The sequence below is a fragment of the Kitasatospora humi genome (assembly GCF_020907985.1).
Lineage (GTDB): Bacteria > Actinomycetota > Actinomycetes > Streptomycetales > Streptomycetaceae > Kitasatospora > Kitasatospora humi.
On record NZ_JAJJPA010000037.1, the window covers coordinates 46,609 to 67,309 of the forward strand.

The 20,701-nt window shown below is 67.6% G+C and carries 21 protein-coding genes; 18 read left to right on the forward strand and 3 right to left on the reverse strand.

Going from position 1 to position 20,701, the window contains the following annotated elements; translation table 11 throughout:
* The first annotated feature begins 98 nt into the window (after positions 1–98).
* The 6 genes from LN042_RS27135 to LN042_RS27160 all read left to right on the forward strand — a co-directional run bounded on the left by LN042_RS27135 (position 99) and on the right by LN042_RS27160 (position 8,436).
* Positions 99–1,124, forward strand: coding sequence for a rod shape-determining protein (locus LN042_RS27135; protein ID WP_283843922.1), 1,026 nt, complete (start codon positions 99–101; stop codon positions 1,122–1,124).
* 48 nt (positions 1,125–1,172) lie between these two features.
* Positions 1,173–2,342: a rod shape-determining protein MreC gene (gene mreC, locus LN042_RS27140; protein WP_230054016.1), complete on the forward strand. Its 1,170-nt coding sequence runs from the start codon at positions 1,173–1,175 to the stop codon at positions 2,340–2,342.
* A gap of 3 nt (positions 2,343–2,345) precedes the next feature.
* Complete coding sequence (gene mreD / locus LN042_RS27145; RefSeq protein WP_230054017.1) at positions 2,346–2,966, forward strand: rod shape-determining protein MreD; 621 nt, start codon at positions 2,346–2,348, stop codon at positions 2,964–2,966.
* Positions 2,967–3,003: 37 nt separating this feature from the next.
* Positions 3,004–5,214, forward strand: a complete 2,211-nt coding sequence (gene mrdA / locus LN042_RS27150) for a penicillin-binding protein 2 (protein WP_230054018.1) — start codon at positions 3,004–3,006, stop codon at positions 5,212–5,214.
* A 26-nt stretch (positions 5,215–5,240) separates the two neighbouring features.
* Positions 5,241–6,413: a rod shape-determining protein RodA gene (gene rodA, locus LN042_RS27155; RefSeq protein WP_230054039.1), complete on the forward strand. Its 1,173-nt coding sequence runs from the start codon at positions 5,241–5,243 to the stop codon at positions 6,411–6,413.
* Between the two features lie 64 nt (positions 6,414–6,477).
* A complete protein-coding gene (locus LN042_RS27160; RefSeq protein WP_230054019.1) occupies positions 6,478–8,436 on the forward strand; it encodes a TIGR03960 family B12-binding radical SAM protein in 1,959 nt (652 codons plus the stop codon).
* Between the two features lie 283 nt (positions 8,437–8,719).
* Here LN042_RS27160 and LN042_RS27165 read toward each other — a convergent pair whose 3' ends face one another.
* On the reverse strand, positions 8,720–8,869 hold the full coding sequence (locus LN042_RS27165) for a hypothetical protein (protein ID WP_230054020.1): 150 nt from the start codon (positions 8,867–8,869) through the stop codon (positions 8,720–8,722).
* Between the two features lie 339 nt (positions 8,870–9,208).
* Between LN042_RS27165 and LN042_RS27170 the strand changes: the two genes are divergently transcribed.
* From LN042_RS27170 to LN042_RS27180, 3 genes are read left to right on the forward strand one after another with little or no spacing between them, the layout of a single operon-like run.
* On the forward strand, positions 9,209–9,622 hold the full coding sequence (locus LN042_RS27170; protein WP_230054021.1) for a hypothetical protein: 414 nt from the start codon (positions 9,209–9,211) through the stop codon (positions 9,620–9,622).
* A gap of 7 nt (positions 9,623–9,629) precedes the next feature.
* On the forward strand, positions 9,630–11,327 hold the full coding sequence (locus LN042_RS37825) for a tetratricopeptide repeat protein (RefSeq protein ID WP_230054022.1): 1,698 nt from the start codon (positions 9,630–9,632) through the stop codon (positions 11,325–11,327).
* A complete protein-coding gene (locus tag LN042_RS27180; protein ID WP_230054040.1) occupies positions 11,237–11,779 on the forward strand; it encodes a tetratricopeptide repeat protein in 543 nt (180 codons plus the stop codon). Before LN042_RS37825 ends, LN042_RS27180 begins: the two co-directional genes overlap by 91 nt.
* A 154-nt stretch (positions 11,780–11,933) precedes the next feature.
* Here the strand turns inward: LN042_RS27180 and LN042_RS27185 are convergent, their stop codons facing one another.
* Positions 11,934–13,289 carry an NsdA family TPR-like regulatory protein gene (locus tag LN042_RS27185; protein ID WP_230054023.1) on the reverse strand — a complete coding sequence of 452 codons (1,356 nt, stop codon included), beginning with the start codon at positions 13,287–13,289 and terminating at the stop codon, positions 11,934–11,936.
* A gap of 154 nt (positions 13,290–13,443) precedes the next feature.
* Here LN042_RS27185 and LN042_RS27190 point away from each other — a divergent pair, with 154 nt between their 5' ends.
* The 4 genes from LN042_RS27190 (at position 13,444) to LN042_RS27205 (ending at position 16,080) form a co-directional block, all read left to right on the forward strand.
* The gene (locus LN042_RS27190; protein WP_230054024.1) at positions 13,444–13,887 is read left to right on the forward strand and encodes an ATP-binding protein; all 444 of its coding nucleotides are present in this window, start codon (positions 13,444–13,446) and stop codon (positions 13,885–13,887) included.
* A gap of 160 nt (positions 13,888–14,047) precedes the next feature.
* A complete protein-coding gene (locus LN042_RS27195) occupies positions 14,048–14,395 on the forward strand; it encodes a hypothetical protein (protein WP_230054025.1) in 348 nt (115 codons plus the stop codon).
* A gap of 242 nt (positions 14,396–14,637) precedes the next feature.
* Positions 14,638–14,961 carry a hypothetical protein gene (locus LN042_RS27200; RefSeq protein WP_230054026.1) on the forward strand — a complete coding sequence of 108 codons (324 nt, stop codon included), beginning with the start codon at positions 14,638–14,640 and terminating at the stop codon, positions 14,959–14,961.
* 585 nt (positions 14,962–15,546) lie between these two features.
* Positions 15,547–16,080, forward strand: coding sequence for a hypothetical protein (locus tag LN042_RS27205; RefSeq protein ID WP_230054027.1), 534 nt, complete (start codon positions 15,547–15,549; stop codon positions 16,078–16,080).
* 152 nt (positions 16,081–16,232) lie between these two features.
* On the opposite strand, the gene LN042_RS27210 is transcribed toward LN042_RS27205, so the two are convergent.
* Positions 16,233–17,009: a GntR family transcriptional regulator gene (locus LN042_RS27210; RefSeq protein ID WP_230054028.1), complete on the reverse strand. Its 777-nt coding sequence runs from the start codon at positions 17,007–17,009 to the stop codon at positions 16,233–16,235.
* 260 nt (positions 17,010–17,269) lie between these two features.
* Between LN042_RS27210 and LN042_RS27215 the strand changes: the two genes are divergently transcribed.
* From LN042_RS27215 to LN042_RS27235, 5 genes are all read left to right on the forward strand, one after another.
* Entirely contained in the window at positions 17,270–17,638 is a 369-nt protein-coding gene (locus LN042_RS27215; RefSeq protein WP_230054029.1) for an SCO3933 family regulatory protein, read from the forward strand.
* Entirely contained in the window at positions 17,635–17,850 is a 216-nt protein-coding gene (locus LN042_RS27220) for a hypothetical protein (RefSeq protein ID WP_230054030.1), read from the forward strand. Before LN042_RS27215 ends, LN042_RS27220 begins: the two co-directional genes overlap by 4 nt.
* A complete protein-coding gene (locus LN042_RS27225) occupies positions 17,850–19,133 on the forward strand; it encodes an FtsK/SpoIIIE domain-containing protein (protein WP_230054031.1) in 1,284 nt (427 codons plus the stop codon). The genes LN042_RS27220 and LN042_RS27225 overlap by 1 nt, the downstream gene beginning before the upstream one ends.
* Entirely contained in the window at positions 19,130–19,321 is a 192-nt protein-coding gene (locus LN042_RS27230; RefSeq protein ID WP_230054032.1) for a hypothetical protein, read from the forward strand. The genes LN042_RS27225 and LN042_RS27230 overlap by 4 nt, the downstream gene beginning before the upstream one ends.
* Positions 19,322–19,340: 19 nt before the next feature.
* The coding region (locus LN042_RS27235; RefSeq protein ID WP_230054033.1) for a replication initiator at positions 19,341–20,701 on the forward strand (1,361 nt) is incomplete at its 3' end.

Below are 20,701 nucleotides of genomic sequence, written 5' to 3' on the forward strand. Positions count from 1 at the left end.
GGCGCACCTCACGCCGCTCGCCGCTGTCCGCGTGAGGCGAAATCCCCTGCCCAAGACGTCCAGTTCGGGAAGGCGTTCCATACCCCATGGCCAACAACCTGTCGTTCATCGGCCGTGATCTGGCGATCGACCTCGGCACTGCCAACACGCTGGTGTACGTCAGGGGCAAGGGCATCGTCCTGAACGAGCCGTCAGTCGTGGCGGTCAACACCAACACCGGTGGCATCCTCGCGGTCGGCTCCGAGGCCAAGAAGATGATCGGGCGCACGCCCGGCAACATCATCGCCATCCGCCCGCTCAAGGACGGCGTGATCGCCGACTTCGAGATCACCCAGCGGATGCTGCGCTACTTCATCCAGAAGATCCACCGCCGCCGCTACCTGGCCCGCCCGCGCGTGGTGGTCTGCGTGCCCAGCGGCATCACCGGCGTCGAGCGCCGGGCCGTAGTCGAGGCCAGCCACCTGGCCGGCGCCCGCCAGGTGCACATCATCGAGGAGCCGATGGCCGCCGCCATCGGCGCCGGCCTGCCGGTCCACGAGGCCACCGGCAACATGGTGGTCGACATCGGCGGCGGCACCACCGAAGTCGCCGTGATCTCGCTCGGCGGCATCGTCACCGCCCAGTCCATCCGGGTGGCCGGCGACGAGCTGGACAACGCCATCGTCCAGCACATCAAGAAGGAGTACTCCCTGCTGCTCGGCGAGCGCAGCGCCGAGCAGATCAAGATGAGCATCGGCTCGGCCCACGGCGCCGAGGACGAGAAGGACGAGCACGCCGAGATCCGCGGCCGCGACCTGGTCAGCGGGCTGCCGAAGACCGTGGTGATCTCCGCCGCCGAGGTCCGCGCGGCGATCGACGAGCCGGTCAACTCGATCATCGACGCGGTGAAGACCACCCTCGACCAGTGCCCGCCGGAGCTGGCGGGCGACGTGATGGACCGCGGCGTGGTGCTCACCGGCGGCGGTGCCCTGCTGCGCGGCCTGGACGAGCGGCTGCGCCGCGAGACCGGCATGCCGATCCACATCGCCGAGAACCCGCTGGACTCGGTGGTGCTCGGCTCCGGCCGCTGCGTCGAGGAGTTCGAGGCGCTGCAGCAGGTACTGGACGCCCAACCGCGTCGTTAAGACCACCGAACGAAGCACCTACTCAAGAAGAGGGGCAGCCCCAGCGCCGTGAGGGACACACGAGAGAGCCGACTGCTGCTCATCCTGCTGGTGGCCGTCGCCTTCGCGCTGATCACCGTCGACATCAAGGGCGGGGAGAGCTCCCCGCTGAACGGCGCCCGCAAGACCGCCGCCGACCTGCTCGGCCCGGCGGAGCGCGGCGCCGCGGGGGCCGTCGACCCGATAGCCCGCACCATCCGGGCGATCCGCGACTCCGGCACCATGCAGCAGCGCCTCGACCAGATCGGCAACGAGAACACCGAGCTGCGCCAGCGGCTCGCCTCCTCCGACATGGCGGCCGGCCGGACCAAGCAGCTGGACGACATGCTGCGCACCGCCGGCACCGGCGGATACACCATCAAGGCCGCCCAGGTGATCGCCATCGGCGCCGCCCAGGGCTTCTCCTGGACCATCACCATCGACGCCGGCAGCGACGACGGCGTGCAGCGCGACATGACGGTGATCAACGGTGAGGGCCTGGTCGGCCGGGTCACCACGGTGGCCCGCACCACCGCCACCGTGCTGCTCGCCACCGACCCCGGCTTCACCGCGGGCACCCGGATGGAGGGCAGCGGCGAGATCGGCTTCGCGGCCGGCCAGGGGGCCAGTCCCATGAAGGTCGAGCTGCTCAACGGCAAGGCCCAGGTCAAGCCGGGGGACCGGCTGGTCACCTTCGGCTCGCAGAGCGGCCGCCCGTTCGTCCCGGGGGTGCCGGTCGGCAAGGTGCTGCAGGTGCAGGCCACCCCCGGCGAGCTCACCAAGACCGTGCTGGTCCAGCCGTTCGTCTCGTTCACCCGGCTGGACCTGGTCGGCGTGGTGGTGGTGCCGCCGCGCACCGACCCGCGCGACTCGGTGCTGCCGCCGCTGCCCACCAACACACCGAGCCCCACGGCCCAGGCCCAGTCGCCCTCCGGCCCTGCCTCGCCCTCCGGCGGCGGGTCGCCCTCCGGTCCTGCCTCGCCCTCCGGTGGCGGGTCGCCCTCCGGCCCCGCGTCGCCCGCCGGGTTGATGTCGCCCTCCGGTGCCGAGTCGCCCGCCGCTTCGGTGTCGCCCTCCGGTGCCGGTTCGCCCGCCGGTTCGCTGTCGCCTTCCGGCCCCGCGTCGTCCGCCGGTCTGGTGTCGCCCTCCGGCCCCGCGTGGCCCGCCGCCCAGTCGAGCTCCGTCCCCGGGGGGAACTGACCGATGGTCATCAAGCGAATCGTGCTGGCCGCCGTCCTGCTGGTGGTCGCGCTGGTGGTCCAGGTCAGCGTGCTCGGGCGGCTGCAACTGCCCGGCGCCACCCCGGACCTGCTGCTGCTCGTGGTGGTCGGCCTGGCGCTGGTCTTCGGGCCGATGGGCGGCAGCCTGACCGGCTTCTTCGGCGGCCTGCTGGCCGACCTGGCGCCGCCCTCCGACCACGCGATCGGCCGCTACGCGCTGGTGCTCTGCCTGATGGGCTACGCGGCCGGCCTGCTGCGCACGGAACCCGGGCGGCAGCGCTCGGTGCTCGGCCCGCTGCTGGTGGTGGCCGGCTCGGCGGTGCTCTCCACGGTGCTCTACGCGCTGGTCGGAGCCCTGGTGGGGGACACCGCGGCGCGCCACGTCGGGCTGACCGGGCTGGTGTTCAGCGCGCTGCTGTACGACCTGCTGCTGGCGCCGTTCGCGGTGCCGGCGGTGATGCTGCTGGCCCGCCGGTTCGGCGGTGACCAGGTCGGCGGCGAGGTGACCGGCCCGGGCCTGGGCACCATCGCCCGCTACCGAACCACCCGTCAGCCCTCCTCGGTGGGGCCGTCCACCCGCAAGAAGCTCGGCGTCAAGTCCTGACCCGATCCGTCCGTTCGACCCTGGGGAGTCCTGCGCCGTGAGCAACATCCCGGAGACCGGCCGCACCCGCCGGCTGACGATCCGTCTGGTGGTGCTGCAGATCCTGGTGCTGTCGCTGCTCGCCACCCTGGGCGGGCGGCTCTGGTACCTCCAGATCCGCAACGGCAGCGAGTACACGGCGAAGGCCTCCAGCAACCAGATCCGCGAGGTGGTCGACCCGGCGGTGCGCGGCGAGATCCTGGACGCCAACGGCAAGGTGCTGGCCGGCAACCAGACCAAGCTGGTGGTCTCGGTCTCGCGCACCTCGCTGCTGGAGCAGAAGGACCACGGCAAGGCGGCGCTGGGCAGGCTGGCCCAGGTGCTCGGCATGAGCCCCAAGGACGTCGCGGACAAGGTCCGGCTCTGCGACTCCAAGACCCCGCAGCCCTGCTGGAACGGTTCTCCCTACCAGCCGATCCCGGTCACCGACCAGGCCACCACCCAGCAGGCGATGCAGATAATGGAGCGCCGCGAGGACTTCCCCGGGATCACCGCGCAGCCCACCGCGGTGCGCCAGTACCCGGGTCCGGACGGTGCCAACGCCGCCCAGGTGCTCGGCTACCTCTCACCGGTCACCGACGACGAGGTCAGCAAGACCGCCGACAAGACCGGCAAGGACAAGTACCTGCCGTCCGACCAGATCGGCCGGGCCGGCCTGGAGTCGGTCTACGACAGCGACCTGCGCGGCACCACCGGGGTGGACCGGCTCCAGGTGGACAACCTCGGCCGGGTGATCGGCAGCGCCGGCACCACCCCGGCCCAGCCCGGCAACAACGTGGTCACCTCGATCGACTCCCGGGTGCAGAAGGTCGTCGAGGACAACCTGGTGCAGGCCATGAACGACGCCCGCCAGCAGTTCGACACCGAGACCAACAAGAACTTCGTGGCCGACTCCGGCGCGGCCCTGGTGATGGACGTGCACACCGGCCGGATCATCGCGATGGCCAGCGCGCCGACCTACGACCCCAACATCTGGGTAGGCGGCATCTCGGCCAAGGACTACGCCAACCTGACCAGCCAGGACTCCAACTACCCGCTGCTGAACCGGGCCATACAGGGTCAGTGGGCACCCGGCTCCACCTTCAAGGTGGTCTCCACCTCGGCCGCCGTCGCGGCCGGCTACTCGCTCGACGGGCACTACGGCTGCCCGCCGAGCATGACCATCGGCGGTCGCGAGTTCAAGAACTTCGAGGGCGAGAGCTTCGGTGAGATCTCGCTGGAGAAGGCGCTGGAGATCTCCTGCGACACCGTCTTCTACGGCCTGGCCTACGACCAGTGGATGAAGGACGGCGGGATCCACCCGAAGAACCCCGCCGACTACTTCTACAAGACCGCGCACCAGTTCGGCCTGGGCGCCAAGACCGGCATCGACCTGCCCGCCGAGGTGCCCGGCCGGGTGCCGGACCGCCAGTGGAAGCAGGACTTCTACGACGCCAACAAGGACGCCTGGTGCAAGCAGGCGCAGAGCGGCAACAACGACTTCCAGACCCAGGTCGCCAAGGAGAACTGCGTCGACGGCAACGTGATGCGCGCCGGTGACTCGGTCAACTACGCGATCGGGCAGGGCGACACCCTGGTCACCCCGCTGCAGATGGCCCGGATCTACTCGGCCCTCTCCAACGGCGGCACGCTCTACCAGCCGCAGGTGGCCAAGGCGGTCGTGACCCCGAGCGGCCAGCTGGTCCGCGACATCCCGCCGGTGGTCTCCGGTCACCTGCCGGACGACCAGAAGACCCTGCAGTACATCAACCAGGCCACCGCCGGCGTCATCACCGAGGGCACCGCGGCCTGGAAGTTCGCCGGCTGGCCGCAGGACAAGATCCAGCTGCACGCCAAGACCGGTACCGCCGAGGTCTACGGCAAGCAGACCACCTCCTGGCTGGCCACCTACAGCAACGACTACGCCGTGGTGATGACGATCAGCCAGGCCGGTACCGGTTCCGGCGGTGCCGGTGACGCGGTCCGCAAGATCTACCAGGCGCTCTACGGCGTGGACGACAAGGGCGGCATCGACAACAGCAAGGCGCTGCTGCCCACCCCGCAGACCCAGCTGCCCAAGTTCAACCCGGACGGCACCGCGATCCTCAACCAGGCCTCGTACGCCACCGGCTCCTGGGGCTATCCGCCGGTGCCGCAGCCCACCCAGCCGGCGTTCGCCGCCGACCTGGCCGCCACCGAGCCCCGCGCCCACGGACGGAGCCGGGTGTGACCTCCTCCTACAGTTCCCTCCGCCCGCTGCGGTTCAGCCCCCAGCGCGGTCCGCTGGCCCGGGCGCTGGCCAAGGACGCGCCGCTGCGGCGGCTCGACTGGATCATGGTGCTGGCCGCACTGGCGCTGTCGCTGGGCAGCTCGCTGCTGGTCTGGTCGGCCACCCGGGGCCGTGACTCGCTGACCCACGGCGATCCGCAGTACTTCCTCTACCGCCACCTGACCAATCTGACGATCGGCCTGGTGCTCTTCGGGGCCGTGGTGGCGATAGGGCACCACCGGATCCGCGCCGCCGTGCCGATCCTCTACCTGGCCTCGATCCTGCTGCTGCTCGCCACCCTCAGCCCGCTCGGCTCCACCGTCAACGGCGCGCACTCCTGGATCCAGTTCGGCGGCGGCTTCTCCGTCCAGCCGGCCGAGTTCGCCAAGCTCGGCATCGTGCTCGGCATGGCGATGATCCTCGCCTCCCGGGTCGACTCCGGCGAGCGCGAGCTGCCCGACGACAAGAGCGTGCTGCAGGCGCTGGTGCTGGCGGCGGTGCCGATGGGCATCGTGCTGCTCTACCCCGACCTGGGGTCGGTCATGGTGATGGTGGTGACCATCCTGGGCATCCTGCTGGCCGCCGGCGTGCCCAACCGCTGGCTCTTCGGCCTGCTCGTCGGGGGCGGCCTCGGGGCGACGGCGGTCTGGAAGCTCGGGGTGCTGAGCAAGTACCAGATCGACCGGTTCGCGGCCTTCGCCAACCCCAAGCTGGACCCGGCCGGAGTCGGCTACAACACCGCCCAGGCCCGGATCGCGATCGGCTCCGGCGGCCTGACCGGCAAGGGCCTGTTCCACGGCAGCCAGACCATAGGGCAGTTCGTCCCCGAGCAGCAGACCGACTTCGTCTTCACGGTGGCCGGTGAGGAGCTCGGCTTCATCGGCGGCCTGGTGCTGATCCTGCTGATCGGGGTGATCCTCTGGCGCGGCTGCCGGATCGCCCGGCAGGCCACCGACGTCTTCAGCACCGTGGTGGCCGGCGGCGTGATCACCTGGTTCGCCTTCCAGTCCTTCGAGAACATCGGCATGACGCTCGGCATCATGCCGGTCGCGGGCGTGCCGCTACCGTTCGTCAGCTACGGCGGCTCGTCGATGTTCGCCGGTTGGATCGCGATCGGGCTGCTCCAGGCCGTCCGCACCCAGCGGCCGATCGCGGGCTGACCGGTTCGGCCGAACCGGTACCCTTGAGGGTCACCCCTGCTTCTCTCACTTAAGGGTTCACCGCATGCCAGTCGAATCGGTCTTCCCACGCCTGGAGGCCCTCCTCCCGCACGTTCAGAAGCCGATCCAGTACGTCGGCGGCGAGCTGAACTCGACCGTCAAGGAGTGGGACGCCTGCGACGTGCACTGGGCACTGATGTACCCGGACGCGTACGAGGTCGGGCTGCCCAACCAGGGCGTCATGATCCTCTACGAGGTGCTGAACGAGCAGGAGGGCGTGCTCGCGGAGCGGACCTACAGCGTCTGGCCGGACCTCGAAGCGCTGATGCGCGAGCACGGCGTGCCCCAGTTCACGGTGGACGCGCACCGCCCGGTGAAGGCCTTCGACGTCTTCGGGCTCTCCTTCTCCACCGAGCTCGGCTACACCAACATGCTGGCCGCGCTCGACCTGGCCGGCATCCCGCTGAACGCCGCCGACCGGACCGACGAGGACCCGATCGTGCTGGCCGGCGGTCACGCCGCGTTCAACCCCGAGCCGATCGCCGACTTCCTGGATGCCGCCGTGGTGGGCGACGGCGAGCAGGCCGTGCTCGACATCACGAAGATCATCAAGGCGTGGAAGGCCGAGGGCCGCCCCGGCGGCCGCGACGAGCTGCTGCTCCGGCTGGCCCGCACCGGCGGCGTCTACGTGCCCAGGTTCTACGACGTCGAGTACCTGCCGGACGGCCGGATCGGCCGTGTGGTGCCCAACGCCCCCGGCGTGCCGTGGCGGGTCTCCAAGCACACGGTGATGGACCTCGACGAGTGGCCCTACCCCAAGCAGCCGCTGGTCCCGCTCGCCGAGACGGTGCACGAGCGGATGTCCGTGGAGATCTTCCGCGGCTGCACCCGCGGTTGCCGGTTCTGCCAGGCCGGCATGATCACCCGGCCGGTCCGGGAGCGCAGCATCACCGGCATCGGCGAGATGGTCGAGCGCGGCCTCAAGGCCACCGGCTTCGAGGAGGTGGGCCTGCTCTCGCTCTCCAGCGCCGACCACACCGAGATCGGCGACATCGCCAAGGGCCTGGCCGACCGCTACACCGAGGACAAGATCGGCCTCTCCCTGCCCTCCACCCGGGTCGACGCCTTCAACATCGACCTGGCCAACGAGCTGAGCCGCAACGGCCGCCGCTCCGGCCTCACCTTCGCCCCCGAGGGCGGCTCCGAGCGGATCCGCAAGGTGATCAACAAGATGGTGTCCGAGGAGGACCTCATCAACACCGTCGCCACCGCCTACGGCAACGGCTGGCGCCAGGTGAAGCTCTACTTCATGTGCGGTCTGCCCACCGAGACCGACGAGGACGTGCTGCAGATCGCCGAGATGGCCAAGAACGTGATCCAGAAGGGTCGCGAGGTCACCGGCCAGAACGACATCCGCTGCACCGTCTCCATCGGCGGCTTCGTCCCCAAGCCGCACACCCCCTTCCAGTGGGCCCCCCAGCTCGGTGCCGCGGAGACCGACGCCCGCCTGGCCAAGCTGCGCGACGCGATCCGCGGCGACCGCAAGTACGGCAAGAACATCGGCTTCCGCTACCACGACGGCAAGCCCGGCATCGTCGAGGGCCTGCTCTCCCGCGGCGACCGCCGCCTCGGCGCCGTGATCCGCGCCGTCTACGAGGACGGCGGCCGCTTCGACGGCTGGCGCGAGCACTTCTCCTACGACCGCTGGATGGCCTGCGCCGACAAGGCCCTGGCCCCCACCGGCGTCGACGTCGCCTGGTACACCACCCGCGAGCGCTCCTACGAGGAGGTCCTCCCCTGGGACCACCTGGACAGCGGCCTCGACAAGGACTGGCTCTGGGAGGACTGGCAGGACGCCCTCGAGGAGGTCGAGGTCGACGACTGCCGCTGGACGCCGTGCTTCGACTGCGGGGTGTGCCCGCAGATGCAGACGGCCATACAAATCGGCCCGACGGGCAAGAAGCTGCTGCCGCTGACGGTGGTCAATCAGGGCGCTGACCAGGCGAAAGGCACCGATGAGTGAGCGAGGTCCTGCACGAGCTGTGTGACGTACTTCACGGCCTCTCCGACGCCGAGCGAGTCACCCTTTTGGGTGAACTCGGCGTCGGGGTGGGTGCCCGTACGGGGGAGCGGTCGGCGGAGGCGGTGAGGACGCCGTTGCCGGCGCCCCGCCAGGCCGATGGGGTCGTCAGCGAGATCGAGTGGGTCTGATGCACGCTGGTGCCTGACGACATTTGTTGGTCCCTTCCCAGGAGGTATGGGGAGGGGCCAACTGGCTTTCTCGGGGGCTGGGGTCGGCGCACGCCTCAGTGCCAGTGGGGTTGCGACTCGTCGTTGAGGTACTCGCAGGTGATCGGCCGGCCAGCGGCGTCCGTGGTCGACAGGCCAACGTCGCTCTTGCGGCAGTACTCGCCCCGGTTGTCGCAGTTCCCGGAGTTGGCCCGGATGCTGCACACAACGCCGGTGCCTCCACCGGCGGTGGGGTGGCTGCTGGGTTGGGCGGTGGTGATCGCCGGGGCTGAGGTTGGAGCACGGGGGCGATGCTGGGCGGCAGTGTGGTGACTGGCGCACTACTGCTTGGCGTCACGGGCGGGGATGGTGAACGGCAACGGCGTGGGAGCTGCGCTGGTGGGCACGCTGAGCGGGTCACTCTGATTCCTTCCCATCTGCGTGTCGGTGACGATTCGACGTACCAGCGGCATGCTGGGAGGCCACAGATTTTCCGTAACTGCCCTATTTCCTCTGGACCTCCTCTACCCTGGTTGTGGAAGAGGACTCTGCGGAATGGGGAGCAAGTGGATCCTGAGCTGGCGACTCTAGCGTCTACGGCGAGTGCAACGATTATTCAGCTAGCTGTTACCGATTCCTGGAAATCTGCCAAGAGTGCGATGGTTCGCCTCTGGAGTAGAAGTGAATCCAGTCGCGGCGATATTATTGAGGCGGATTTGGAGGAAACTCGCGGCGAGATTTTGGCTGCACCTATAGCGTCTAGGGAAGCGGTCCTGGAAGACGCGCGGATTGAGTGGCAATCACGACTGCGGCGGCTGCTCGTTTCATCTCCTGAAGCTGTCGCAGAGCTGAGAGAAATCCTTGAGGAGTTCACGGATTTTCGAGACTCGACATCCTCTGATTCAATCAAAATGAACGCAAGGTCTTCAGGCCGGAGTCGAATCTATCAGCTCGGCAAGGGCGTCCAGCGGAACGGGTGATCCGGTAGTGCCCAAGGGTTCCGATGATTCAAGGGGGAAGCGCCTGGCACTCGAAGCCACGGCGTCGGATAATTCAACGCTGGCCCAGCTTGGGATGGGGCGCCAGACAAATTATTTCAACGGTGCTTTTCATATTCCCGAGATGGACGATTGGAGTCGCGTTGCTGATGTCGATCCAATGATTCTCGGAATTCATAGATGTCGCCCAGTTAATCATGCCGCCAAGCTTACGCCGTACATCGGCCGCGACGTCGATCGGCAGGTTCGAGAATCTATTTCACGATCACAAAATGGTGGATTTACTCTAATCGTCGGCGATTCGACTGCGGGCAAGACGAGGACTCTCTATGAAGCCGTTGCCGAGATCTGTCCGGATGCTCGGATTTTTTCCCCTTCTACCTCGGGGGAAATTCGGCAAATTCCTCAGATCGCTTCTGAGGGAACGCGTCAATGTGTGCTCTGGCTGGATGATCTAGAGCGGTATCTCGGTCCCGATGGAGTCGATCCGTTCCTCGTGGGCAGGCTTATCGAATCTGGTGTCTGCATTGCCGCTACCATGCGGGCGGAGCGCTATGAAACTTTCATGCCAAGGGCTGAGAGGGCGGCAGGCCTTATACACGACCCGCTAGCTCAGCATGTCTCCCGTATCGGGATGCAGGTGTTAAATGTTGCTGACCTGATTGAGTTGGAGCGCGTTTGGAGCACTCGTGAGCTTCAGGATGCGCGGAACTTCTCAGATCCGAGAATCGTCGAAGCGGTAGATCATCATGGGCCCTATGGGATCGCTGAATATCTCGCCGCTGGGCCGCCTCTGTATAGCGAGTGGAAATGGGCCCTGCGGGCGAATGGCAATCCGCGCGGACATTCCCTTGTTGCTGCTGCCATAGATCTGGCGCGAGCTGGGCTAGTGGCGCCCATCAAGCTCTCTGATCTCGAAGGACTTCATGGCCTTTACCTCAATCAGGCTGGCGGTGCGGTCCTGCGTCCGGAGAAATTCGAGGAAGCTGTGGAATGGGCAACGTCTGTGCGTTTCGGAGTAACCAGCTTGCTTATGCCAGATGGAGACGGCTGGCGCGCATTTGACTACCTTGTCGATGCCGCGGCGAGGGAGGATAGGAATTTTCCCACAGGAGAGCCTTTTTGGCTGATGGCAGCATCTATTGCGAGGCATGAAGGGGAGTACTTTAGCGCGACCGCAACGGCATCAAAAAATGGCCACAAGGACCTGGTTGACCGACTTTGGGCAGAACGTGTAAACGATGGAGACGATCACGCCGCGTTCCATCTAGCGCTGCAGTTCGAGGGCCACAAAGACGATGAAAGCTATGAGAATTGGCTGCTCATGTCTGCGGGGGCTGGAAATGATCAGGCTTTGTTCATGCTTGGCGAATTGGAGATTGATCGAGGAGATATCGGGAAAGCAATCTCAACCCTAAGTTGGGGGCTGGAGCTTGGAGGGGAGGACTGTGCCTGGAGACTTGGGGATATTTACGCCAATCTTGGTGACGTTACTAAGGCGGAGAATTTTGGCGCACCGGGCATGAGATGGGAAGCATTGGGGCGGGGATCGCGCTCGGAATCCATCTTATTAGGAGAGGTGAGCTGCGCTCGGCGATCGATGTTTTCCGGCAGATTGCGGTGGACTCGGGGGCAGCTAGTGCTCAATATAACCTTGCTCGTGCGCTGGAAGAGGACGGGTCTATAGGCGAGGCCAAGCAGTGGTATCGGAAATCGGCAGAAGCTGGGTATTCTCATGCTCAGGCAAATCTCGGCCTGCTACTCGCCGAGGAGGGTGATTTCGGATCGGCGCTGATCTACCTTCGGAAGGCAGCGGACCTTGGTGATGGTATGGCTGCTTGTCATGCGGCAGACCTTGACTTGGCCATGGGATGCGAAGATCAAGCCCAAAGGTTCTATGAGAAGTCCTTTGAGCTCGGCTATTCCCATGCTGCTCAACATCTTGGTGGGCTGCACCTGCGGCGAGGTGACATAGCAGCGGCTAAGCATTGGTTCAGGATCTCCCAGGCTCATGGCGACAAGTACTCTGCATGGAACCTCGGGGTTATTCGGATGCACGAGGGGAAAGCTCTTGATTTGGCTGGCCTGCTGCTTTGTGAATGGCCATCAGGGGATGATCAAGGTCTGGATGAAATGTAGCGTTCCGCGGCTCTTGTGATGAGGGGTGAGAATTTCACTGCCACCTCGTCTCATGTATCCCTGATATCTTCAGGTAGCCGCTTAACGAACTATGCGAGGCCCCTTCCCTCGACTAGTACAGAGGAAAGGGGCCTGTGGGGTCTGCTATCTGGGATCAAGCAGCCAACAGATCCCTGGACCGCTCGTTGAAGTCGGCGACCAGGGGGTGGCGGCCGAAGGGGGTCATCTGGCGCTTGAGGTTCTGGACGGCTTCGACGGCGCGGGAGGACTGGACCTGGCTGGTGAGGCTCAGGGTCCGGAGGCCAGCGGCGTGGGCGGCTTCGAGGTCGCGGCGCTTGAGGTGGGAGACGGCGAGGGCGGCTTGGGACATGGCGCCGCGGCGGGCTCGCTTTTGGGCGCGGGCGTGGTCGATGGAGAGGCGGGCGTAGGTGGCGGCGGTGTCGGGCTCGTCGATGTCCTGGAAGGTCTGGGCATGCTCGCCGTTGAGGTAGGCCGGGTCGATGTAGCGGGCCCATTCGGCTTCTTCGCTGTCCGGGGTGACCTTGGCGTAGGCGGCCTCGGACTGGCTGACGGCTCGGATGGCGCCCTGCTTGTCGCCGAGCCTGGCAAGCGCCCGGCCTTCGAGGGCCCAGAGGTCGGCCAGGCAGGCGTCCGACTCCGGGGTGCGGGAGAGTCCAGCGCGGCCGGCCTGGGCCAGGCGACGGCCCTCATCGGGGTGGCCGAGTAGCGTGGCCTGGTCGGCCATGCCTGCGAGGACGTGTGCGCCGAGTGCCGGGTTGCCGGACTCCTCGGCCAGGCGCAGGGACTGGATCAGGTAGCGCTGGGCGGTGCCGTGCTCGCCGTCGTCGTAGGCCATCCAGCCGAGTAGGTAGGTCTGTTCGGCGGCGGCCTCGGCCAGCGCGCGGCGGACGTCCTCGGTGGAGGATCGGCGGAGCAGCGGGTAGACGTGCTCGTTGGTGTAGCTGGCCAGTGCGGTGCGGCCGGCGCCGCCGCCCTGGAAGATGTCCATCTCCTGGAAGGTGCCGAACATGTTCCGCACGGCGGTGACGTCTTCCGGGTGGACGCGGCGGCTCGGGTCCGCCTGCCGGTCCAGGGGGCTCAGCAGCCAGTCACGCGAGGGGCCAACTGCCGCCGCAACGGCGAAAGTCGACCCGGTCAGGAATGTACGTCGATCCACGTCTGCCCTCCCTAGCTCCGCAACGGCTTCAACCGTAGCGCCGTAGGACTGGTTGTAGACAAGTGCTCGATCCGGCGCTGAGTCGGCCTCGAAGCCGAGATCGTAGGTCGTCACGCGGAAGCCGAAGTGCGTGGAGAACAGGTCTGCGATGATTTCCGGCACAGGCTGACGCGGTGTCTGGCCTTCCAACCAGCGCCTGACGCTGGACGTGTCGCATGTGATGTGCGGGTGGCCGAGCTCGGCAGCCTTCGCTCTTACGGTTCGGGCCAGTTCGCCCCGGGACCAGCCGGTGCGGCTGAGCCAGTCGGCGAGCTGCGTGTTCGGTGATCCCATTGCCTCGCACTCCCGTTCGCTGGCCGTGGTGATTCAACACGGTTCAACACCCGTGAAAACAGTACTACTTGGTGTGACCTCGCGGTTCTCTGTATGTGCAGACCGCACGACATACGCGGAGTTGACTCTGCGTCAGTTTGCGAGGGAGTGAGACGTGATCACCGCGAGAGCTGAAGTCGAACAGGATGACCCGTCGGACAGCACCGCAGAGCTGTGGCTGCCCAAGAGCGAGCTGTCGGCGCCGCGGGCTCGCGCAACGTTGGCGCAGCTCCTGGAGCGCGTAGACGGCGGTGAGCGCTTCATGGAGGCCGGCAGCATCGTGCTGGCCGAACTGGTGGCGAACGCGAGCGCTCATGGAACGCGACGGGGCGACCGCTTCATCGTCCGCCTGAGGGTCAATCCGGTGCGGCTGCGGATCGAGGTCCATGACCGCAGCACCAAAGAGCCCGTGGTGCGTGCGCTGGCCCCCATGGTGGAGAACGGACGGGGCATGCACCTGGTCAGTTCGCTTTCGCAGAGCTGGGGGTGCCGCCTGCGTACGCCGGGTGTCGGCAAGGCGGTCTGGGCGGTCATCCATCCGACGCAGGGAGGCTGCTGATGATCAGGAGGGGAGGCAACAGGCTTCGGCGGGCTGAGCAGCGCTGCTACTACTGCGGCGCTGGGGTGGCCCACGCGGTGGCCGTGCGCACGTTCCGGGTGGGCCTCCGTCTTGTGGTGGTCCATGCTCACCACCCCCGTCGGCCCGAAGAGGGTAAGTCGTGAGTGCCGAGCTGGAGTTCGGACCGGTGGAGGTACAGCTGTGCAACAGCGCCAAACCGGTGACCTTCGCGCACCTGACGGCTGCCTTGGCGGGAGTCCGAGAGGGCCTGGACCTGCTCCCGCTCTCCAAAACGGAGCATCGCTGGCTGCTCGCCACGCTGACGAGCTCGGAGGCAAGAGCTTGGGCGACCGAGAACCTGGAGGGACACGGCATCTGGGTGGTGCCCTACCAGATCGGCGCCATCGCGAACGAGCTGATCATCCGGCCGATGGATGGAAGCTCGGACAAGCGTGAGGAGGAGCAGCCACCGTCTGAGGATCCGGGCGCGTTGACCGACCCGCGATGAGCTGGGCGTGGCCGGGCCTATCTTGGCCGGCTGCGTCCTTGAGTCCGGGTGCGATGAGCGGCATCCGCCCGGACTCGCCCCTGAGAGGGGCAGGTGCCGGACCACCCCGAGTCCTTGGCGGGAAGGGGTGGTCCGGTGGGTGTTAACCCGGTGCCGATGGTACCGGGCAGTTCGGCATGTCCGTGCACGCAGTGCCATTCGGCGGCTACTGGTCATCTGAAGCTGATTCCGAACCAGGGGAGTTGAGGGCACTGAACGAGGACGGAGAGACCGCCGGCGGCTGGGGTCAGGAGCTGGACCCGGAGGCTTGGCTGTGGCTCGCCGGAGTTGACTACGTCTCAGGTTGGCGGGTGGCGCGCGATGCTGCGGCTGACGTCAACGCACTGCTCGCCCAATGCGGGGTCGAACGGGCGCACCTGCGGGCCGTGGCGGCGACGGACGCCCAGGGTCAGGGCTTCGTGAAGCTGGTGGGACTGCCGCAGGGCTGGCTCCGCTTGGAGGAGTTGCTGCAGATCGCTGCCACCTACCAGTCCGAGGAACAGCGCAAGTTGACCGATCGCCACTGACCGGGGAAACCGGCGCGCGTGGGTGGCGGTGGGAAGGTTTGGGCGGTGTCCTTGCGGGGTTGGGGTCGGGCATGGCCGGGGGGCCGTAAGCTGCTGCGAACTCGGTCAGGGCTTCTGGGCCTGACCGCAATTTGGCCGAGTGGTCCCCCGGGCTTGCCCGACTCGGGCCCCGGCCCGGCAAGGTGCGTAAAGCTTCCCGCTGGCGCCCACCCCAGCCCTGGCGCGGCAGCGAACGGCCCCGTGGTGGCGCGATGCGGCCGGACTGACTTCGAGGGTCGTGGGGCGTTGCCGCGTGGGCGGCCTGGCGCCCGGCCCGGAACGGCCGCAAGGCCGCATGCCCGGCCGGGGCGCCTGGGGGCGCCCGGCGGCGCGGCAGCGCCGCCCTTGAGTAAGTAGAGAAGGTATGCGACAGCCCCGGCAGCTGCGGTGGCGAACCGGGGCTTGCGGCTAGATGTACTGACCACGGAGGTTGGTGACGAGGCTGACGAGCGGCTTGCCTGTGAGTGCGGTCCCGGTGGCCCTGCCGACGCCAACGCCAGGCTCGGATCGGCCATGACAGGCGACAATGCTGTGTACACTCCGCCAATGCACTCTCTGGGGTTCGACGAGGTGGACAACGGGGTCGGTGACCTTGATGCAGCCGAGTCGGAGTTCATCGAGGCCCTGCTCAGCGAGATGGCCGTGCGGGCCCCGCAGCCGGCTACGAGCTACCTGCTCCGCGATGAAGACATCGGCGGCCGGCTGGTGGCTTCCGTACAGCTTGCCTGGGTGCCATTCGGAGCTCGTTTCGACGGCTCCACGGTCCACTGCGACGAGCTCCACTGCCAGCTGTACTGCTTGCCAGAAGAGCCCACTGAACTGGCACTTGAAGCATCCGGCTCCCCGAATGAACTCGGTCGCCTCGCCGCCGCGTGGTTCGACACCCTTCTTCGGCGCCCTGTAGTCCGCCATGAATGGGTCAATCGGGGACAGGTGTATGCAGACAGGACGTTCTTCTCGGACTCGGGCAGGATCCTCACCGGCATGGTCAACTCCAATGGAATTCCACTGAAGCGGTGGTTTCGGCAGGGCCTCGGACCAGCTGACCGGGTTGTCCAGGTGCGCGGCGAGCACGCCTGACCATCTATCGTGGTGAGCAGCATTCTGCCGTTCTAAACGGCCTGCCCCAGCCTTTCGGCGGCCAGGGTCGACCCGAGCCCGAAGTGCCGCCACGACATGACAAACCGCCCTACATATCCGGTCCGAGCCCACGAACTCCGGTACCGAGACCGTTAGCGGGCTGCGGCCTTGGCGGGCGCCCCGTGGGCCTCGATGGTGAAGCCGACCGCGGCGGACTCGGCGCCGAGCAGGGTGCGCTCCAGCATGAGCGGCAGGCCCTGGATCCGGTCCACCGTGACGCGCTGGGTCACCAGTAGGGCGGCGGCCTCGGAGAGTTGCAGCGAGGTTCGCTCGTCGGGCTGCGGGATGCGGGCGCTGATCTGCTCGCGCCAGGTGAGGTCGTGGCCAGCCTTGGCAAGGGTCGCGTAGGCCTTGGCCGGGGTGACCGCCGGCGTCCGTACGAGCGCGGTCTCACCCACGCGCTCAAGAGGGAGGATGAGGCGGTGGAGCGCCCGTGTGCCGGTGGCCGGGTCCTGGATGAGGCGGTCACAGACGATGGTCATCTCGTCCTCGTCCATGCCGAGCAGCGGCGCGGTGGTTGCGTCGGTGGCGGCTCGGTAGACGGTGGCCTCTTCCTTGCCGGTCCACCAGTGGTCGGTTGAGGTCTCGAAGCGGGTGCCGCGTCGGGTGATCGTCTGCTCGATCGTAGCGGCGGGGCCGTGGACGGCGCTGCGGACGAAGGTGCCGCGACCCTGCTTGACGTCCAGCAGGCCTTCGGTGCGGAGCGCGGCGACGGCCAGGCGCACCGTGGGGCGGGAGACCCCGTAGGTCTCGGCAAGGTCGGTCTCGGTGGGCAGCTGGCTGCCCGGCTGCCACTGCCCTTGGGCAATGGATTCCCGCATGGCTGCGGCGACTTGCTTGTGCAGCGGCTCGTTCCGGATGACTGCCATCTGTGCGACCCCTTTTGGCTGCGGGCGCCGGGGAGTGTCCCGCGTTGGTGTGAGTGTCGTGGTGTCAGGTGTTTTTGGGTGTCTGGGGTGATCGTTTGCCCTGCTCGGGCGCCTTCATCAGTCTGTCGTTAGACGCTATGCGTTAAACGTAAGCATGAATCTCCTAGCATCGCGGGTCAAGCAGGTGCACCATCAGTCCAGCAAAGGTAAGTACGTTTGACGACAGACGTCAGGCGCTGCCTTGGACGAGGAGTACCCCCATGCAGTCGATCCCCGTAGACATCACCCGACTCGGCACGATGACCTGCATCGTGGCCCCGGAGGTGCGCATGGCCAACCGGGAAACCGGTGAGGTCAAGACCAACCGGGAGGGTGTCCCGGTCTACACCGTGGGTGTGGCGGTCCGGCAGGAGGGACGCCGCGCCTCGATCATCGAGATCAGCGTGAACGGCGAACCGGCCGGAGTCGCCGAGGGCGTGCGAGTCACCGTCACCGGCCTGATGGCCTTCTCCTGGGCCATGGGCGACCGGCACGGGATGTCGTTCCGCGCCGACTCGATCACCCCCGCGCCGCCCGTCACCCCGCCAGCCCCCACCGTGCCCGCCTCCCGCAAGGGCGGCGACGCGTGAACAGCAGCCGCATCCGGGTGCGGCTCCGCCTCCTCCTCGATGAGCTGGGCGACCTGGCCCCCGAGATCGACCCGTTCGCGTCGGACCGCACGAGCGGCCTGCTCTACCCGCACATCGCCACCCTCGCGGACACGGCTGTCGGACTGGCCAGGGACCTGGAGACCGACGCAAAGAACGAGCAAGCCGAGAACGGCGAACAGGAGGAAGCCTGATGGGAGTTCAGATCCTCTGGGTGGTGCTCCTGGTGGCCGTGGCCGCGCTGGCCATCGCCGCGCCTGGACTCCGCGGCAACCGTCCGGACGCGTGGTGGTGCCTGATCGGCTACCCGCTGTCGGTGATCCGCATCCTGGCCACCTGGCGCCGACTCACCACGACCATCGGCCTGGCCGTGCCCCGGCGGCCGGCCCGACTGCTGGTCGGCAGCGTTGTCCTCAAGGGCGATCCGCTTCGGCCGATCCTGCCCCGACGCAGCTTGCCGCGCCTGCGCCGGGGTGGCCTTGAAGCCACTGCGCGCCTTCACCCCGGGCAAGTCCCCGACGACTTCGCCCGGTTCACCGAAGCCATCGCCCACGCTTGGCGCGTCTTTGCGGTGCGGATCGTCCCCGTCGGGCGCGGGCATGTGCGTCTGGTCGCGCTCGCCTGGGACCTGTTGGCGTCGCCCAAGGTGCCCAGGATCACGCAGTATGAGCCGCTGCGCGCGGTGGTGGGTCGACGTGAGGACGGCGCGGTATGGGCGATCGACCTGCACCTCGTGCCGCACTGGTTGGTCGTCGGTGCCACCCAGTCCGGCAAGTCCACGCTGATCGCCGCTCTGGTGAAGCAACTCGCACCGCAACGAGTCGCGCTGTTCGGCATCGACCTCAAGGGCGGCCTCGAACTCTCGCTGTTCGAACCGCGGCTCTCCGCCCTGGCCCCGGACCGATCGTCCGCCGGCCGGTTGCTGGCCCGCCTGGTCGCCGAGGTCGAGACCCGGATGATGCTCTGCCGCTCGGCCGGTGTCCGCTCCATCAAGGACTTGCCCAAGCAACTCCGCCGACCGCCCATCGTGATCATCGTCGACGAGGTCGCCGAGCTGTACCTGATGGCCACCCGGGAGGAGAAGAACGAGGTGGGGGAGATCTCCACCAACCTCCTGCGGATCGCACAGCTCGGCGCGGCCTTGGACGCCCACCTGGTCATCGCCGGACAGCGGGTCGGCTCGGACCTTGGCCCCGGTGTCACCGCACTCCGTGCCCAACTGGGCGGCCGCGTCTGCCACCGCGTCAACGACCCCGGCACGGCGGAAATGGCACTCGGCGACCTCTCCAAGGAAGCCCTGGTTGCCGCCCAGCAGATCACGACGGCCGAACGGGGAGTCGCAGTCACCATCGGCGAGGACGGTCTCTGGACGCGCGCCCGCTCGATCCACGTCACCCCCGACGAAGCCCGACGGGCGGCCAAGAAGTACGCCCACCTCACCCCCGTGTGGCACGAAGAGGAAGGGACCTACCTGTGACCGTCGGCATCTCCCTTGTGGCCCTGCTCGGCATCGTCATCTACCTGCTGGTCCGCTCCGGCGAACTGCGCACCTGGCACGTCATCCTCACCAGCGTGTTCGGCTTCTACCTCGCCCGCACCCACCTCGGAGACCCGATCGGGTCCGCCGTCGTCTGGATCGTCACCGGCCTCACCCACACGGCGTAAGCGAGAGGGCTCCGACGTGGTGACCGCCGACCCGTACCGCGATCCCGCCGCACGCCGCGCCTACCTCGACCAGGAGGCGCGGCTGCGGGCCCTGCCCGACATCGACCGCGGCCTCGTCCGCCTCGGCCAGCAGCCCGACCTGCACCGCTGGCTGGAGCAGATCCGCGCCACTGGTGGGTGCGCGGCCCCGATCTACCTCGCCGGGCAGTCCGTCACCAGCGACGCGGCGACCGGCGAGGTGCTGCACTCCTACTCGACCGACGGCGAGCCCAGCTCTCGACTCGCCGTGCGCTGCCGCAACCGGCGAGCCAGCCGCTGCCAACCCTGCTCCCGCGGGCACGCCGGGGACACGTTCCACCTGGTCCGCGCTGGCCTGGTCGGCGGCAAGGGTATCCCCGACGAGGTGCGAACCCACCCGCGGGTGTTCGCCACCCTCACAGCCCCGTCCTTCGGCAGCGTCCACCGGGCCGGCACCTGCCACCCGGTTCGGCGCCGCCGCTGCCAGCACGGCGTCACGCTGGGCTGCGGGCGGTTCCACGACGGATCGGACCTGGTCGTAGGGCAACCGCTCTGCCCGGACTGCTATCACTACACCGCCCACATCCTGTGGAACGCACATGGCCCGGTCCTATGGAAAGCTTTCCGGGACAACCTCTACCACCACCTGGCCGCCCGTGCCGGGGTCGGCCGGAGCGCCATCCGGAAACTGCTCCGCGTCTCTGCTGCCAAGGTGACGGAGTACCAGAAGCGCGGTGTCGTCCACTTCCACGCCGTCATCCGCCTCGACGGCTCGACTGGACCGGACAGCTCCCCACCGACCTGGGCAACCAGCTCCGCCTTGCTGGACGCCGTCCGCTCCGCGGCAGCAGCAGTCAGCCTCACAGCACCCACCTCAGCCGCCTACGGCACCTACCCGCTTCGCTTCGGCACCCAACTGGAAGCCCACGAGCTGGCCACCCACCTCGGCCGCCGCCTGACCGATGAGGCCGTCGCCGCCTACATCGCCAAGTACACGAGCAAGAGCGTCGAATCCGCCGGCGCTGTTGACTACCGTCTCAACTCCCTCGCCGACCTCGAAGCCCTGCCCGTCACCCCACACGTCCGCGCCCTGATCGGAACCGCCTGGCGCCTCGGCAGCCTGCCCGAACTTGACCACCTCCGCCTCCGCGCCTGGGCTCACATGCTCGGCTACCGCGGCCACTGCCTCACCAAGACCCGCGCCTTCTCGACCACCTATACCGACCTCCGCGCCGCCCGCGCCGACCACACCCGCGCCCAACAGCTCTTCGCCGATTGGGACTCCGAGACCATCACCGAATCCACCTGGCGCTACGTCGGCCAGGGCCACAACCCCGCAGAACAACTGATCGCTGCCGGGAT

Excerpts from the sequence above, each read along its gene's own strand:
- LN042_RS27160 (WP_230054019.1), top strand. The coding sequence starts at position 6,478 with ATGCCAGTCGAATCGGTCTTCCCACGCCTGGAGGCCCTCCTCCCGCAC.
- mreD (WP_230054017.1), top strand. The coding sequence starts at position 2,346 with ATGGTCATCAAGCGAATCGTGCTGGCCGCCGTCCTGCTGGTGGTCGCG.
- LN042_RS27205 (WP_230054027.1), top strand. The coding sequence starts at position 15,547 with ATGCACTCTCTGGGGTTCGACGAGGTGGACAACGGGGTCGGTGACCTT.
- LN042_RS27210 (WP_230054028.1), bottom strand. The coding sequence starts at position 17,009 with ATGGCAGTCATCCGGAACGAGCCGCTGCACAAGCAAGTCGCCGCAGCC.
- LN042_RS27185 (WP_230054023.1), bottom strand. The coding sequence starts at position 13,289 with ATGGGATCACCGAACACGCAGCTCGCCGACTGGCTCAGCCGCACCGGC.
- LN042_RS27225 (WP_230054031.1), top strand. The coding sequence starts at position 17,850 with ATGGGAGTTCAGATCCTCTGGGTGGTGCTCCTGGTGGCCGTGGCCGCG.
- LN042_RS27215 (WP_230054029.1), top strand. The coding sequence starts at position 17,270 with ATGCAGTCGATCCCCGTAGACATCACCCGACTCGGCACGATGACCTGC.